This is a genomic window from Microbacterium sp. SW12, assembly GCF_055391095.1.
Genome location: NZ_AP024335.1, coordinates 2,839,929 through 2,855,966 on the forward strand (window position 1 = coordinate 2,839,929; position 16,038 = coordinate 2,855,966).

Genomic DNA, 16,038 nt, shown 5'->3' on the forward strand with positions numbered 1-16,038 from the left:
ACAAAGGTCCGGCCCCGGACGCATCACGTACGGCTGATGCAGAGAACGGTGAGTGAAGGAGGCCGCAGGGCCGGCCCGGTAAACAGCGCCGACGCGACCGAGGATCTTGGTCGAGGGAGGATCGACAACCATCGCATGGCCGCGCCGGGCCGCACCAGCAACAGCACGGTCACCAGCAATGCCAGCACGCACGCCATCGCGAGCATGGTGGAGTGTCCGTTGCCGCAATCCGCGCACGGCTCATCAGTTGCGGTGGTGCCGGCGTGGTGATCGCCGGCACCTGTCGTGGCAGAAGCGGTGGCGGTGGTCTGATGACTGGTGTCGGTGGCGGTGTGGGTGTTGAGGGAATGCATGGCCAGCAGGCCCACGATGATCGCGCCGGTGACTGCGACGAGCAGCAGGAGGGTGCGAGCCATGGAGCGGCCGGTGTGGACCCGGTCCGTCAGTGCGATCAGCGACATGTCACCTCCCTCCCTTACACGCTACGTCAGACCGGTCAGCGACGGATGACCGCGTCGGGGCTGAGATCCAACCGGCGCAGCAGCTGAGCGTTGAGAGCGACGACGATCGTGGACAGCGACATGAGGATCGCGCCCACCGACATCGGCAGCACGAACCCGATCGGGGCGAGGATGCCGGCGGCCAGCGGCACCGAAATGAGGTTGTACCCGGCAGCCCACCACAAGTTCTGCTTCATCTTCCGGTAGCTCGCGCGGGACAGCTCGATCACCGACAGCACCGAGCGGGGGTCATCGCTCGCGAGGATGACGCCGGCCGACGCGATCGCCACGTCCGTGCCGGCACCGATGGCGATACCGACATCCGCCTGCGCGAGAGCGGGCGCGTCATTCACACCGTCGCCGACCATCGCGACCTTCCGGCCCTCATCCTGCAGCTGCTTCACCTTGGACGCCTTGTCCTCCGGCCGCACACCCGCGAAGAACCGGTCGATGCCAAGTTCAGCGGCCACGGACGCGGCGACGGCCTCGGCGTCGCCGGTGATCATCACGACCTGCACGTTTCGGGCGTGCAGTGCGTCGATCGCCTGCCGGGACTCGGGACGGATCTCATCGGCCAATCGGAGCGCGCCGGCGACCTTCCCATCAACGAGGACGTGCAGGATGATCGCACCCTCCTCCCGCCAGGCGTCCGCGATCGGCAGCTCCTGGCCACCGGTCTGCTCGAGCAGGTACGGTCCGCCCACCTGCACCACCTGGCCGTCGACGGTCGCGCGGACACCGACCGCGGGTGAGGACTCGAAGTCCGTCGACCTGGGCACGGACAGGTCCTTCTCCCGCGCGGCGGTGACGATGGCACGGGCCAGCGGATGCTCGGAATCAGACTCCGCAGCGGCCGCGAGAGCCATCAGCCGGTCCGCATCCATCCCGTCGACCGGTTCCACCGCGGTGACGGCGGGAGCGCCCTTGGTGAGAGTGCCGGTCTTGTCGAACAACACCGTGTTCACGGTGCGCATACTCTCCAACGCCAGACGGTCCTTGATCAACACCCCGCCCCGGGCAGCGCGCTCGGTGGCGATGGACACCACCAGCGGGATCGCCAGACCCAGGGCGTGCGGGCAGGCGATCACCAGAACCGTGATAGTGCGAATCACCGCGTCATCGGGGAGCCCGACTACCGTCCACACGACCGCGGTGATGGCCGCGGCGATCAGCGCGAACCAGAACAGCCACCCGGCGGCACGGTCGGCGAGACGCTGCGCTTTCGAGGACGAGTTCTGCGCCTCGGTAACCAGGCGTTGGATGCCGGCGAGGGCAGTGTCCTCCCCCACCGCGCTGATCTCGACACGGATTCCGGAGTCGGTGGCGACGGTGCCGGCCACGACCGCGTCCCCATCGCTGCGGCGGACCGGCTTGGATTCGCCGGTGATCATCGACTCGTCCATGCTCGCCGAACCCTGCACCACCCGACCGTCAGCCGGAACCCGCCCACCAGGGCGGACCACTACAACGTCACCGACCTGCAGATCCGCGGGCGCGACGGTGACAGTGGTGTCCCCGTCGACCTTCTCCGCCTCGTCGGGGAGGAGCGCAGCGAGGGAGTCCAGTGCCGAGGTGGTCTGCGCGAGCGACCGCATCTCGATCCAGTGCCCAAGGAGCATGATGACGATCAGCAGCGCCAGCTCCCACCAGAAGTCCAGCTCGTGATCCAGCAGCCCGAGACTCGCCCCCCATGACGCGACGAACGCGACGGTGATCGCCAGCCCGATCAGCAGCATCATGCCGGGCTTACGGGCACGCAGTTCGCTGACCGCGCCGGTCAGGAACGGGGCACCACCCCACACATACATGACGGTGCCGAGAACCGGGGAGATCCACCCCACCAACGCTGCGTCGGGGAGGGAATAGCCGAGCAGCATCGAGAACATGCCCGAGAACGCCACCACCGGGACGGCGAGGATCAGGTTGATCCAGAACAATCGACGGAACCGTGCGACATGGTCCGCGCCGTGCCCGGCATGCCCACCATGAGCACCGTGCTGCATCCCCGCGTGCGCGCCGCCGTGTCCCTCATCAGGGCTGTTCTGCGTGGTGTGGTGTGCGTGCGGGTTGTCGACGGTGTCGGATTCGGCGACGGTCTCGCGCAGCTCCTGCGCAGTGTCATCACCGCCGGCGCCGGTAGCCGTGGGGTGGTGGTGTGCGTGGTGATCGTGCTGGCTCATGATGAGCGTCCTTCCACTGTTCACATCCAGCAGATGCAGGTCAGACCCGGGCGGAAACGCGGGCCGGTTCAGGGGTAGCGGTCGTCGAGCTCGCCGGGATGGTGCGGAACCCGCGCAGGCGCAGACTGTTCGTGACGACGAACACCGAGGACAAGGCCATCGCGGCCGCGGCAACCAGCGGGTTCAGCAACCCGGCCATCGCGACCGGGATCGCGGCGACGTTGTACGCGAACGCCCAAAACAGGTTGCCCTTGATCGTCCCCAGGGTGCGGCGTGCCAACCGGATCGCGTCAGCGACGACCAGCAGGTCACCCGAGACCACGGTGATATCGCTCGCAGCGATCGCGGCATCCGTTCCCCCGCCCATCGCGAGACCGAGGTCAGCGGCAGCGAGAGCAGCGGCGTCGTTGACCCCGTCACCGACCATCGCCACCACACGCCCGTCGCCCTGTAGCTGGCGGACCACGTCGAGCTTCCCGGCCGGGGTTACCCCGGCGTGCACCTGGTCGATGCCGACCTGTCGAGCGATCTCCCGTGCAGCGCCATCGTTGTCGCCGGTGAGCAGCACCGGTGTCATACCCAACGCCCGGAACCGGGCGACCGCCTCCGCGCTGGTGGGTTTGACTGTGTCGGCGACCGCGATGATGCCCAGGTGGGTGCCGTCACGACCGATGGCGACGACGGTCGCTCCCGCGGTTTGCAGCTCGTCGGCGTCGTGCTGCAGCTGCGCGGTGGGGTGAATGCTCCACTGCTCCTGCAGCCAAGACGGACGGCCGGCGACGACGAGAGAGCCTGCGACGATGCCCTGCACCCCGAACCCGGCGTGAGAGTCGAACGTCTCCGCCGGCGGGACGGGGACGCTTCCGGCGACGATCGCGCGGGCAACAGGATGCTCCGACCCGAACTCCACCGCCGCGGCCGCGGCCAGCAGCTGCTCCCGGGTGACTCCGGGTGCGGGGTGGACGGCTGTGACGGCCATGGTTCCCGTGGTGACGGTGCCGGTCTTGTCCAGCACGATCGTGTCGACCGTGCGGGTTTGCTCCAGTACCTGCGGTCCCCGGATGAGGATTCCCATCTGAGAGCCGCGACCGGTGCCCACCAACAGAGCGGTCGGCGTGGCCAGCCCGAGCGCGCACGGGCACGCGATGATGAGCGTCGCGATCGCGGCGGTGAACGCCAGCTCCACAGACCCGCCGACCAGCAGCCAGCCCGCGAACGCGGCGATAGCCAGCATCATCACGATGGGCACGAAGATCCCGGACACCCGGTCCGCGAGACGCTGCACGCGGGCTTTGCCGGTCTGCGCCTCCTCCATCAGCCGCCGCATCCGCGACAGTTCGGTGTCCACGCCCACGCGGGTGATCTCCACCGTAAGCCGGCCGCCGACGTTGACCGTCGCACCCACCACACGGGAACCCGCACCGACCTCAACCGGGGCCGATTCGCCCGTGAGCATGCTCGCATCAATCGCCGAGGACCCGTCGACGACGAGTCCATCGGAGGGGATCTTCTCCCCCGGCCGCACCAGAACGGCATCCCCCACCATCAGCTGGCTGACCGGGACTCGCTGTTCCACACCATCGACGAGCTTGACGGCGTCTTTCGCTCCCAGCTCCAGCAAAGCGCGCAGCGCCTCAGAGGACGACTTGCGGGCGCGGGCCTCGGCGTACCGGCCCGCGAGGATGAACACCGTCACCAACGCGGCGACCTCGAGGTAGATCTCATGCCCGCCCGCCCGCGGGGTGCCGATGAGAGTAAACGTCATCGTCATCCCGGGCATACCGGCGCCACCAAAGAACAGGGCATACAGCGACCAGCCGAACGCGGCAATCACCCCGACGCTAATGAGCGTGTCCATCGTGGCGGCACCGTGACGGGCGTTAACCGCCGCAGCACGGTGAAACGGCCACGCGCCCCACACCGCCACCGGGGCGGTGAGGGTGAGCGCCAGCCACTGCCAGAACTCGAACTGCAGCGCGGGAATCATCGACAGCACCGCGACCGGCACCGACAAAGCGGCGCTGATCAGCAGACGCTGCCGCAGCGAAACCAGATCGCGGTCCACCGGCGCACCGGGTTCACCCGCAGCCTCGACGACCGTCGGCGCAGGAAGCGCCGCTTGGTAGCCGGCGGATTCGATCGCCGCGATCAATGTGGCCGAATCGACGTCCTCACCGCGCACGCGAGCCTTCTCGGTGGCGTAGTTGACGGTCGCTTCCACACCCGGCAGCTTGTTGAGCTTCCGCTCGATCCGCGTCGCACACGACGCGCAGGTCATCCCGGCGATGTCGAGCTCGACATCGACCATGCTCATGACGGGCTGCCGGCCACGGCGTAGCCAGCCTCCTCCACCGCCGCCTCCACGGCAGCAGCAGGGATCGCCGTCGAGCTGCGGATCGTCACCCGCGACGCGCCGCCCGCGTTCAGGTCCACCGACACACCCTCGACCCCGTCGATCGCGGACAACTCCTCGGTGACGCTCGACACGCAGTGCGAGCAGGTCATCCCCGTCACCAGCACGTCAGCCGTCACGGCCGCCGTGGCCGCATCCGCGGTCTCGGGGGTTGATGCGGTCGCGCAGCAGGCGCAACCAGCGCCGGTGTCCTTCAAGCCCAGGTCGTTGCGGTTCTCGGTGTTCATCATCGTCTCCTCGTCGTGAGTGGGCAGGTGGGTCAGGAACGGACCAGACGGGCGATCGCCTCGTTGGCTTCGCGGATCTTCTCGTCCGCAACGGCACCACCCTCGGCGCTGGCTTCGGCAACACAGTGCGAAAGATGGTCACCCAACAAAGACAGCGCGACGGACTCAAGGGCCTTCGTGGCCGCCGAGACCTGCGTGAGGATGTCGATGCAGTACTTGTCCTCCTCGACCATCCGCGCGATCCCACGAACCTGACCCTCCACGCGACGCAGCCGCTTCAGAAGGTCATCCTTGCTCGCCGTGTAACCATTCATGGCAAGTACCATACCCCCCTACCGTATGTAGAGCAAGCGATTCGATTCACGGACTCACCCAGAAACCTTCAGTGACTTGGGGGACGGAGATCGCCGGGCAAATGCGGTGAAGCGACAGCAGGCAGCACCGCACGGATTGGTCAGTGGCTGTAGGTTCCCGCTCGAGATGGCGAGGAATGCCGCGATTCCACGGTAGTTGGCTGGGGTTTCGGGTTCAGGATTCCGCGAGTAGTGGCGGATTCTTACAAGAGCTCATGGCCGTCGCGGCGATCGGCTACACACCATGCAGCGTGTCCGAACCGGCAGCGACGCGCTCTCCCCGGCCGCAGCAGCGCCCCCCGACGTGAACGGGAATACTCTCGTCAATCGGGGAGCTCCGGCAGGCGTCATCCTCCGCCGGGCAGATGCTCGAGGTGCCCGATGGCCTCCTCGAGCAGTTCGGAGACGTGGTCGTCGAAGAGCGAGTAGTGGATGTGCCGGCCGTCGCGCGTGCCAAGGACCAGGCTCAGATGCCGCAGCAGCCGCAAATGGTTCGATGTGGTCGTCTGTCCGATGTGCAGCTGTTCGCTGAGGTCGGTCACGGTGCTCGGCTGAACACTCAGCGCGCTCAGAATGCGCAGCCGCACAGGTGACGCCAGTGCCTGCATGATCTCGGCGAGACGCTCAGCATCCGCTACGGACAGGGTGCCTGCTTCCCGACGCGTCTCAGTACCGGCCATGCTCACCATTGTGCCCTCCGATCACGATAATCATTCACAACTACAATATATCATGATCTTGTGATGTATCCTGGTCGCATGACTGCTTCTTCCCCGACGACTACCGCGCCCGCTGCGGAGACGCACGACCATTCCCACGGTTCGGCCCGGTGGGAGCTGTGGTTCGCGATCGCCGCGGGCGTGACCTACGCCGGCGGGATGATCGCCGAGTTCGCGTTGGGGCTGCCGATGGTCGGGTGGCCGTTGGTGTTCTTCCTCGCCACCTACTTCTTCGGTGGGTTCTTCACGTTCCGCACCGCGATCGCCTCGACGATGCGAGGGAAGTTCGAGGTCGACTTCCTCATGCTGGTGGCCGCGATCGGCGCCGCCCTCATCGGCCGGTGGGCGGAAGGGGCGGTGCTGCTGTTCCTGTTCAGCCTCGGCCACGCGCTCGAGGAATACGCCCTCAGCCGTGCCAGCAAGTCCATCGAGTCCCTGGCCGAGCTCGCTCCCCGCAGCGCCCTGGTGCGCCGCGGCGGGGACGAGCCGGTGGAGGTGCCGGTGGAGGAGATCGTCGTCGGGGACATCGTCGTCATCCGCCCGAACTCCCGCATTCCCTCAGACGGGTTCGTGATCTCCGGGGTGTCCGCGGTGGATCAGTCCGCGGTCACCGGGGAGTCGATTCCGGTGGAGAAGGAGCCGGTGGCCGACCCGGAGCGGGCGATGCGCACCGTCGACACCCTGCCCGCCGCCAACCGTGTGTTCGCCGGCACCGTGAACGGGTCCGGCGTGCTCGAGGTCGAGGTCACCGCGACCTCCGCGGACTCGACGCTCAGCAAGGTCGTCAAGCTCGTCCGCTCCGCCGACCAGGCCGCCTCCCCCACACAGCAGTTCATCGACCGGTTCCAGCGTTGGTACGTGCCCGCCGTGATCCTCGGGGTCGCCGTCACCCTCCTGATCTCCTGGCTCGCGTTCGCGCAACCGTTCCCCGACGCGTTCTACCTCGCCATGACCGTGCTCGTCGCCGCCAGCCCCTGCGCGCTCGCGATCGCAACCCCGGCCGCGGTGCTGGCAGGGGTCGCCCGTGCTGCGCGTGCCGGGGTGCTCGTCAAGGGCGGCGCCCCGCTCGAGACGCTCGGGCGGGTCAAGGCGATGGCGTTCGACAAGACCGGCACCCTGACCTGGGGTGCCCCCCGGGTGACGTCCGTCACCCCCGCCGCCGACGTGCCCGAGTCCGAGCTGATCCGCACTCTGGTCGCTGTCGAAGCGCTCAGCGATCACCCGCTGGCCGAGGCGATCGTCCGCGACCTCGAGCCCCGCGTCCCCCAGGCCGAGCGCCTCACCGCGACAGACCTGAACGCGGTCGTCGGGCGTGGCGTCACGGCGACGATCGACGGCGAGCGGGTCGACGTCGGCAACCTGCGCATGTTCGACGAGCAGCAACTCGCGCTGACCGGCACGCTCTCCGACGCGTACACGCAGGCGCGGGACTCCGGGCAGACGCTGATGATCATCCGCCGTGGCGACCGGTTCCTCGGCATCGTCGGCGTGATGGATGCGTCCCGCGCGGAGTCCGCCCAGGTGCTCAGCGCGCTCCGGGGCGCGAACGTGGGGCAGCTCGTGATGATCTCCGGCGACAACCAGCGCGTCGCCGACGCGGTCGGCCGGGAAGTCGGCGTCGACACCGCGATCGGCGAACTGCTCCCCGAGGACAAAGTCGCTCAGATCACCCGCCTCGCCGAAACCCACCGACCGATCGCGATGGTCGGCGACGGCGTCAACGACGCCCCCGCGATGGCCCGCGCCGACGTCGGCATCGCGATGGGCGCCGCCGGCTCCACCGTCGCGTTGGAAACCTGCGACATCGCGCTGATGAGCGACGACCTCGGCCGCGTCCCGTTCGCCGTGCGGCTCAGCCGCGCCACCAGCCGCATCATCCGGCAGAACCTCATCGCCAGCCTCGCGATCGTCGCGTTCCTCATCCTCGCCACCTTCCTCGGCCTGAACATCGGCGCGGTCGTACTCATCCACGAAGGCTCCACCCTGATCGTCGTCGGCAACGCACTCCGCCTGCTCAACTTCGAGCGCGGCAAAGAGCACCACGGCATCGACCACGAAGACAGGCCCACCGCTTGAGAGACTCAGCCGGCGCAGGCGACGGCCTCCCTTGCGCGGCTATGTGGCCCAGCAGGATTGCACGGTGCCGGTCGTTGCCTGCGCGACGGTCGGGATGGTCTCCACGAGTGCTCGTGTGATCTCCTCGGACGCGGGGTACTCGATGACCCGCCAACCGACGATGCCGAAGTCCTCATCCAATGCCTGCACCGCGCATGCGAACGACGTCCCAGCGGGTGGCGTGGCTTGGAAGGATACGGTCACGGTGCGCGCATCGACCAGCTCGTATCCGGTCTCGTCGAATCCGACGTCGTCGAGCGAGTTCGAGACAGTCAGCCACGAAAGCCCGGCGACAGACAGGATTGCCGCCGTCGCGACGGTGACCCAGAACACGCGGCGGCGGATGGGCCGCGGTCCCCGACCGTAGCGGTCGGCGAGCTCCTCTTTCGTCGTCACGTAGTGCGCCCTATCTGCGGCTGCGAGCATCGCGGTCGGCGAGCTCGGTGAGGCGTGCGTTGTAGGCCTCGAGCTCGGCTTCGCCGGTGCGGTCGGCGTGCCGGTCTCGCCGCTTGGTCTCGCGGTCGTCGCTGCGACTCCACTGAATCGCGACCGTGATCGCGAGGATCAGGGTGGGGATCTCACCGATCGACCACGCGATACCGCCGCCGGTGTACTGATCCTCGAGCGGTGTGACACCCCAGGTGCGACCCATCGACCCGAACCAGTCGGCGACCATCAGCCCCGACTGCATCATGATGGCGATGCCGAAGAACGCGTGCATCGCCATCACACCGATGAGCAGCAGCAGCCTGCCGGCGTAGGGAAGCCGCCACGGCACCGGGTCGATGCCGATCAGGGAGAGCGCGAACAGGTAGCCGGTGATGAGGAAGTGCGCGATCATCCACTGGTGGCCGAGGTGGTCGTACAGCGACCAGCGGAACAGGTCGGTGTAATAGAACACCCACAGTGAGCCGATGAACAGGGCGGCCGCGACGAACGGGTTCGTCAGGATGCGGGCGACGGGCGAATGCACCGCCCACAGGATCCACTCCCGCCCGCCGCGGGTGCCGTCGTCGCGTTTGCGGATCGCCCGGGCGGCGAGGGTCACCGGGGCGCCGGCGACCAGCAGCACCGGGATCGCCATCGTGAGCAGCATGTGCCCCACCATGTGCATGCTGAACAGGTAGTCCTGGTAGACGTTGACGACGCCGCCGGTGACCCAGACCAGCAGCACCATGCCGGCGACCCACATGATCGTGCGATACACAGGCCACGCGTCGCCGCGCCGGCGCAGCCGCCACACCCCGGCGAGATAGAAGAAGATCGCGAACCCGGCGAGCACCGCCCACAACATGTCCACGTTCCACGCGGTGACCCACCGTTCGATCGTGAGCTCCGGGGGCAGCGGGGCACCGGTGAGGCGTTCTGCCGGCGAGGGGATCTCGGGAAGCGGGGCCGGGTTCGGTGGCGGAGTGCGGGCCAGCGCTGCGGCGGCGCCGCTGGCCACACCCATCAGTGCCAGCTCGAACGCGATGAGCATCCAGAAAGGGCGGGATGCCGCGTCGGAGCTGCGCATCCTGCCGATCAGGCGGGTGCGGTACCACGCCCCGAAGAGGCCGAGGCCGACGAGCGCGACGACCTTGATGCCCAAGATCGCGCCATAGGGCGAGAGCAGATCGGACCACTCCTGCAGGCCGATGGCGGCGCGCACCGTGCCGGACACGGCGACGAGCACGAACGCGGCCAGAGCGATGCTCGAGTAGCGGGCGACGAGATCGGGGATGCGGCGACGGTCGAGGGCTGGACGGACGGCGATGAGCAGCAGGAGCCCGCCGAGCCACACCGCGGCGCCGATGATGTGCAGGATGAGCGCCATCATCGCCTCGTGGTGGAAGGCGTCATCGCCGGAGTGCCCCTGCGTGCCCATCGGCACGAGCGAGGCCACCGCCACCAGGGCGACCAGAAGCGTCCCGACCCAGGACCGCACGGCGAATGTCAGGACGGTGAGGGCGGCGCCGGCGACCGTCGTGATCAGCCATGTCCTGCCGACCTCGAGCTCGACGAGGAACCGGCCGAGCTGGGCACCGAACTGGGGGCCTGCGTCGATGGCCGGGTTGAACACGCTGAGAAGCGTGAGGAACCCGGTCGCGCCCGCGGCCACGGTGAACAGGGCTGCAGAGATCGACGCGGTATCGAGGGCGACGTCGAACTCGCGCTCACCGGCCCGCAGCGTGAACAAGGCGGTCACGAGCACACCGACCATGCCCGCGGCGGCGAGATTCACGACCAGTTTCGTGACCGGAAGCCCCCAGCGCACAACAGGGCCGGCGTCGCCGAGTGGGATCTGCGCAGCACCCCCACCGAACCACAACGCCCCGACCAAGGCGATGAGTGCGACCCCGCCGAGGATCGCAGGCCCTGCGACCCGCAAGACGCGAGGAGTCAATCCTGTCGCGGTCGGAGTGACCGCTGTCCGCGTTCAGTGGCATCCGCACCCGTGGTGGCGGGAATCGAGAGTATCGGGGTCATGTGCGTGCTTTCGGCTCGGGCAAGAGGGCGGGGCAGGGGTGCGGGGTCATGTGAGCCCGGAGTAGGAGTGGAGGCCCTGGAAGAACATGTTCACGATCGTGAAGTTGAACAGCACCGCGACGAACCCGATGATGGACAGCCAGGCGGAGCGGGTGCCGCGCCAGCCGCGGGTCGCGCGGGCGTGGATGTAGCCGGCGTAGAGCACCCAGATCACGAACGTCCACACCTCCTTGACATCGAAGCCCCAGTAGCGACCCCAGGAGTCGTTGGCCCAGATCGCGCCGGCGATCAGGGTGAACGTCCAGAACACGAACCCCACGATCGCGAACCGGTACGCGAGGGACTCGAGCACGTCGGCGGCGGGCAGAGTGCGCAGAAACCCAAGACCGTCGGCGCGGGCAGTGTCCGAGGATGCTCGGGTGCGGCGCTCCCGGCGGGCCTGCAGGAGCTGGGTGATGGAGATGCCGCAGGCGATCGCGAACAGGGCGGTGGCCAGGGACGCGACGAAGACGTGGATGACCAGCCACACGCTCTTGAGCGGATCCATCAGCGGAACGACCTCGACGTAGAACGAGACCGTCGCGCCACCCAGCAGCAGCACCACCATGCCGATCAGGAACGCACCGAGGAAGCGGAGGTCGTAGCGGCGCAGCACCAGCAGGTAGACGGCCACGATCAAGACCGTGCCGGTCAGCGCGAACTCGTACATGTTCGCCCACGGCACCCGCTCCGCGGCGATGCCGCGCAGGATGGTGCCGGCCAGGTGGAACAGGAACGCGAGGACCGTCAGCGACGTCCCGATCCGCGCCCACAGCAGCCGTTGACGCTGCGCGGGCGGCGTGCGAACACTGTCCACCGACCCACTCTGGGCGTTGTCCGTCTGCTGGCCCGCCCGGGCGGGAGCGCCGGCCAGGACCGGCTCCCGCTGCGGGACGCTGGCGGGGACGGAGCGCCCGGCCAGGTCGATGGTGTACGCGATGAACGCGAGCAGGTAGGTGGCGATCGCCGTCCACACCAGCAGCAGTGAGATGCCGTCGAGGGAGAGCGCGTCGGTTCCGGTCATGGCAGGGTCGTCCTCTTCGTCGTTGCGGTCAGGGGGTGCCCGCGAGCGGGGTGGCGCGGTAGATCCGTGCACATCGGTCAGCCCGCGTTCGCTTCCAGCCAGGCCAGCGAGTCCACGGCGGTTCCGTCGAGGTAGACCTCGAAGTGCAGATGGTTCGCGGTGGAGCGTCCCGTGCTGCCGACGAGTCCGACCAGCTGCCCGGCCGTGACGGTCTGCCCGGCGGCGACCTGCCGGCTTCCGGTCTGCATGTGCGGGTACACCGTGCTCACCTGTTGCCCGTTCAGCACGGACTCCACCACCACGGTCACCCCGTATCCGCCGTAGCTGTCCTGCGAGATCCGCACGACGCCGTCGACGGACGCGTAGACGGGGGTTCCGCCGGCAGCGACCATGTCGGTGCCCATATGCGCGCCGCCTCGAGCACCGAAGCGGTCGGTCACGGTGAACGGACCGCCCACCGGCCACCGCACGGCTCCACTGCCTTGGGGCACGATGCTGTAGTCGAAGGGCACCGAGGCGACTTGTGCGGAGGCGCGGGCACGTTCTGCGGCTGCTTCTGCCGCCTTCTTCTGGTCGATCTCCGCCTGGGTGGTGGCCGAGTAGCTCTCCCGTGTGAGCTGCGTCCCAGTCGCGTCGGAGGCGACGATCAAGGATTGCGCGTCCTCGGACGCGACTTGCTGCAGTGTCGGGATCTCGAGGTCCGCCGGCTGCCAGGCGGCATACGCGGGGAGGGCGAAGGTGGCGATCAGGCCGGTGACCACCGTCAGGACCGCCAGGGAGCGCACTGGGCGCAGCGCGATTACCCGACCACGGGCGGACGTTTCTGCGGGCGGGCGCCGTGGGGGCGGGTGGTGATGCTGGTGACTGGCGGGGTTGCGGCGCGGCGGAGGCTGCGGCGCGTGGGGGGCGTCTGGGGCTGGTCGCCGCCGCCGGGTGGGGTGGTCTGGTCAGTCATGATGTCCTGGTTCGTTTCGGATCAGATGGACACGCCGCGGTCGGCGAGGAAGGGGATGGGGTTGACCGGGGAGCCGTTCACGTAGGCCTCGAAGTGCAGGTTGCAGCCGAACGCGTTGCCGGTGTTGCCTTCGCTGCCGATCAGGTCGCCGGCGTTCACGCGTTGGCCGTATCCGACGTAGAAGCCGCCGGGGCGGATGTGGGCGTATCCGGTGCCGATCCCGCCGCCGTGGTCGATCTTGATGTAGTTGCCGTAGCCGCCGTTGTACCCGGCGTAGACGACGGTGCCGGCCGCGGCGGCGTAGATCCCCGCGCCGCATCCGCCGCTGAGGTCGACGCCGTAGTGGTAGCTGGTCGAGCAGTACCCGTTGCCACACTGGGAGCTGCGCGGCCCGAACCCCGAGGTGCGGTGCCCGGAGGTCGGCCGTGCCCACCCGGAGCTGACCACACCCCCACCAGCACCTCCCGAGGCGGCGAGCCGTTCCGCTTCGGCGCGCTCCGCCGCTCGCCGCTGCTCCTCGGCGATGCGGGCAGCCTCCACCCCGGCCTGATAGTCGGCGATGGTCTTCGCGGTGGTGTCCTCGAGGGCGGCGAGCTGGGCCTGCAGCTCGCCGAGGTGGAGGGTCTGCGCGTCCAGCGCGGCCTGCGCAGCATCGGCGGCCTGCTGCGACTCGAGCATCTTCTGCTCGGCGACCTGCTGCAGCCGGTCGCGCTCATCCCGGGCCACCACCGCCTGATCGGTCAGGCTCTGCGCGGCATCGCGGGCGGTGAGCGCCGCAGCGTAGACGGCCTGGTTGCGTTCCAGCAGCTTGTCCATCACGCCCAGCCGGGACAGGAGATCGTCCGCGGTCGCGGCCGACCCGGAGAGGAACAGCTCGAGGGAGGTGGTGTCGCCCCCGTCGCGGTACAGCTGCGCGGCGATGCGGCCGGCCTTGTTCGCCGCGTCGGTCGCGTTCTGCGCTTCCAGGTCGGCTTGGGACTGCAACGTGTCGGCGCGGATGGATGCGTCGAAGTACTCCTGCTGGGCGGTGTAGAACGCGCCGGCGGCCTGCTCGGCGGCGGTGCGGGTGCGCGCCACCTCGCCGGTCAGGCTTTGGATGAGGCCCTGGATCCGCTGCACCTCGGCAGCTTTGGTGGCCTCGTTCGCTTTCGCGGCCTGCACGTCCTCCCAGGACGGATAGGTCGCCGCGAACGCTGCCGGCAACAGCGGGCCGGCGACCAGGACGGCTGCCGCGCTCAATGTTCCCGCCGTCAGCAGAGTGCGCCGGCTCACCCCGGCCCGGAATGCGCGGCTCTCCGCGGGCGTGGGCGCGCACCCACACTCCTCCGCCGTCAGGTCACCAGGAAGGGTGAGATCGCTGCCCGTCGCCAGCGTTCGCAGCGACCAGGCCAGTCGACCTCCGGCAGGCCTCATCCGTGGCGTGTTCATGGGTGCCTCCCCGGATCAGTCGAACGATCTGCGGCGGCCGCACGCGTGCGGGCACGGTGGGAGAACCCCGCCGCGGTGAGAGCGCCGGCGGCAGCAAGGACGATGAGAGCGGTGAGCCAGGGACCGAGGATCACCGCCGGGGTGAGTCCGGTGCGCAGCGGGACGGTGGTGATCGACGCGTCAACGGTGTCGACGCCGATGCTGTCGACGGTGGTGCCGTCCGGGGTGATGACCTGGCTGGTGCCCACCGTGGAGACGTTGACGACCGCGCGGCCGGTTTCGATGGCGCGCATCCGGGCGAACGCGAGCTGCTGCAGGTTCTCGTCGGTGCCGCGGAAGTCGGCGTTGTTGGTCTGGAACACGAACACCTCTGCGCCGGCGCGGGCACCGTCCCAGATCACGGCGTCGTAGATCACGTCGAAGCAGATCGCCAACCCCACCCCGACGTCGCCGACCTGCACGAGCGGCGGGCTGCTGCCGGGGGTGTATTCGCGTTGGATCAAGCCCACCAGGTCGGGGACGATCAGCTCGTAGAACCACCGGTCCGGCACGTACTCGCCGAACGGGACCGGGTTGACCTTGTCGTGCCACTGCCGGCCCGTGGGATCCGCGGTCCACAGCAGGGACGTGTTGAAGACATCGTCGCCGCGGGTGGTGGCGGCGTTCATCAGCAACGGCGCCCCGGCCGAGCGCACGACCCGGTCCAACGCCTCGGCGGCGGCGGGATCACTGAGCGGGTCGGCGTCGACGCCGCCCTCCGGCCAGGCCAGCAGATCCATCGGCTGCCCGTACAGCGGCACCGTGGCGGCGGTCTGCGCGGCCAGGACGTCGCCGGGCACCTTGTCGTCGAAGTACCCGGTGGGGCCGTTGCCCTGCACCCATCCCACGCGGAACTCCCCGGCCGGCGCGGTGGGGAACTGCGGCGCTATCACCAGGAGAGCGGCGACGCTCACAGCAGGGTGCAACCCGAGCATGAAGCGGATGCCGCCGGCGCGGATCCACTGCACCACAGAGGCGCACAGAATGACGATCAGCAGGGACAGGCCGGTCACGCTCGTCCACGACACGGCCTCCGCGAGCGGGCCGCCCACCTGGGTCATCCCGAGGCGCGCCCACGGGAACCCGGAGTACGGCCACGCACCCATCACCACCTCACGGGCCGTCCACAGAACCCCGATCAGCGGCGGTACCGCGAGCAGCTGCACGAGGCCGCGGGCCGGATAGCGGGCGGTCCACCGGTAGGCGAGCGCGATCGGCACCGCGCCCGCGCCGAACAGGACCGCTTCCAGCCCGGCGAGGGCAAGCCACGGCACCGGGCCGAGGAACTCCCCCACCCACACCAGATGGGTCGTGTAGAACACGGCGCCGAACACAGTGCCGACCAGCAGCGCCCCGCCGATGCTGCGGCCGATCAGGGCCACCAGGGCGACCGTGACACTCACGAACGTCAACGGCCACCACCCCACCGGTGCGGAGGCGAGGTCCAGCAGCAGGCCGGCGGCCGCGGATGCCAGCACCGCCGCCCACACCGGCAGCGACCATGCCGCCACGGTGCGGCGCGGCGTCTCCTGCTCCGGCGCGGCGGCCGGGGCGGGTGTCGGCAAAGGCGTGCGCAT

General features: G+C 69.0%; 13 protein-coding genes. 1 reads left to right on the plus strand and 12 read right to left on the minus strand.

All coding sequences use genetic code 11. From position 1 onward, the window contains the following. Positions 1-23: 23 nt before the first annotated feature. The 6 genes from MICSW_RS14370 to MICSW_RS14395 all read right to left on the minus strand — a co-directional run bounded on the left by MICSW_RS14370 (position 24) and on the right by MICSW_RS14395 (position 6,353). Entirely contained in the window at positions 24-461 is a 438-nt protein-coding gene (locus tag MICSW_RS14370) for a DUF6153 family protein (RefSeq protein ID WP_363497899.1), read from the minus strand. A 35-nt stretch (positions 462-496) separates the two neighbouring features. Beyond that, a complete protein-coding gene (locus tag MICSW_RS14375) occupies positions 497-2,680 on the minus strand; it encodes a heavy metal translocating P-type ATPase (protein ID WP_374198036.1) in 2,184 nt (727 codons plus the stop codon). Between the two features lie 40 nt (positions 2,681-2,720). Continuing rightward, entirely contained in the window at positions 2,721-4,994 is a 2,274-nt protein-coding gene (locus MICSW_RS14380) for a heavy metal translocating P-type ATPase (protein ID WP_292726259.1), read from the minus strand. Beyond that, complete coding sequence (locus tag MICSW_RS14385; RefSeq protein ID WP_228179439.1) at positions 4,991-5,320, minus strand: heavy-metal-associated domain-containing protein; 330 nt, start codon at positions 5,318-5,320, stop codon at positions 4,991-4,993. Before MICSW_RS14385 ends, MICSW_RS14380 begins: the two co-directional genes overlap by 4 nt. Positions 5,321-5,352: 32 nt before the next feature. Beyond that, positions 5,353-5,634, minus strand: a complete 282-nt coding sequence (locus MICSW_RS14390) for a metal-sensitive transcriptional regulator (RefSeq protein WP_228179440.1) — start codon at positions 5,632-5,634, stop codon at positions 5,353-5,355. Between the two features lie 386 nt (positions 5,635-6,020). Continuing rightward, complete coding sequence (locus MICSW_RS14395; protein ID WP_045246029.1) at positions 6,021-6,353, minus strand: ArsR/SmtB family transcription factor; 333 nt, start codon at positions 6,351-6,353, stop codon at positions 6,021-6,023. Between the two features lie 78 nt (positions 6,354-6,431). Here MICSW_RS14395 and MICSW_RS14400 point away from each other — a divergent pair, with 78 nt between their 5' ends. Next, the gene (locus tag MICSW_RS14400; RefSeq protein WP_292732329.1) at positions 6,432-8,468 is read left to right on the plus strand and encodes a heavy metal translocating P-type ATPase; all 2,037 of its coding nucleotides are present in this window, start codon (positions 6,432-6,434) and stop codon (positions 8,466-8,468) included. Between the two features lie 39 nt (positions 8,469-8,507). Here MICSW_RS14400 and MICSW_RS14405 read toward each other — a convergent pair whose 3' ends face one another. The 6 genes from MICSW_RS14405 to lnt all read right to left on the minus strand — a co-directional run bounded on the left by MICSW_RS14405 (position 8,508) and on the right by lnt (position 16,038). Continuing rightward, on the minus strand, positions 8,508-8,903 hold the full coding sequence (locus MICSW_RS14405) for a DUF4307 domain-containing protein (protein WP_045246023.1): 396 nt from the start codon (positions 8,901-8,903) through the stop codon (positions 8,508-8,510). Positions 8,904-8,913: 10 nt separating this feature from the next. After that, positions 8,914-10,893 carry a bifunctional copper resistance protein CopD/cytochrome c oxidase assembly protein gene (locus MICSW_RS14410; RefSeq protein ID WP_045246025.1) on the minus strand — a complete coding sequence of 660 codons (1,980 nt, stop codon included), beginning with the start codon at positions 10,891-10,893 and terminating at the stop codon, positions 8,914-8,916. Between the two features lie 129 nt (positions 10,894-11,022). Then, a complete protein-coding gene (gene ccsB, locus MICSW_RS14415) occupies positions 11,023-12,039 on the minus strand; it encodes a c-type cytochrome biogenesis protein CcsB (protein WP_464496348.1) in 1,017 nt (338 codons plus the stop codon). Positions 12,040-12,116: 77 nt separating this feature from the next. Continuing rightward, positions 12,117-12,824, minus strand: coding sequence for a M23 family metallopeptidase (locus tag MICSW_RS14420; RefSeq protein WP_048809455.1), 708 nt, complete (start codon positions 12,822-12,824; stop codon positions 12,117-12,119). A 191-nt stretch (positions 12,825-13,015) separates the two neighbouring features. Further along, entirely contained in the window at positions 13,016-14,422 is a 1,407-nt protein-coding gene (locus MICSW_RS14425) for a M23 family metallopeptidase (protein ID WP_048809230.1), read from the minus strand. Then, positions 14,419-16,038 carry an apolipoprotein N-acyltransferase gene (gene lnt, locus MICSW_RS14430; RefSeq protein ID WP_048809231.1) on the minus strand — a complete coding sequence of 540 codons (1,620 nt, stop codon included), beginning with the start codon at positions 16,036-16,038 and terminating at the stop codon, positions 14,419-14,421. Before lnt ends, MICSW_RS14425 begins: the two co-directional genes overlap by 4 nt.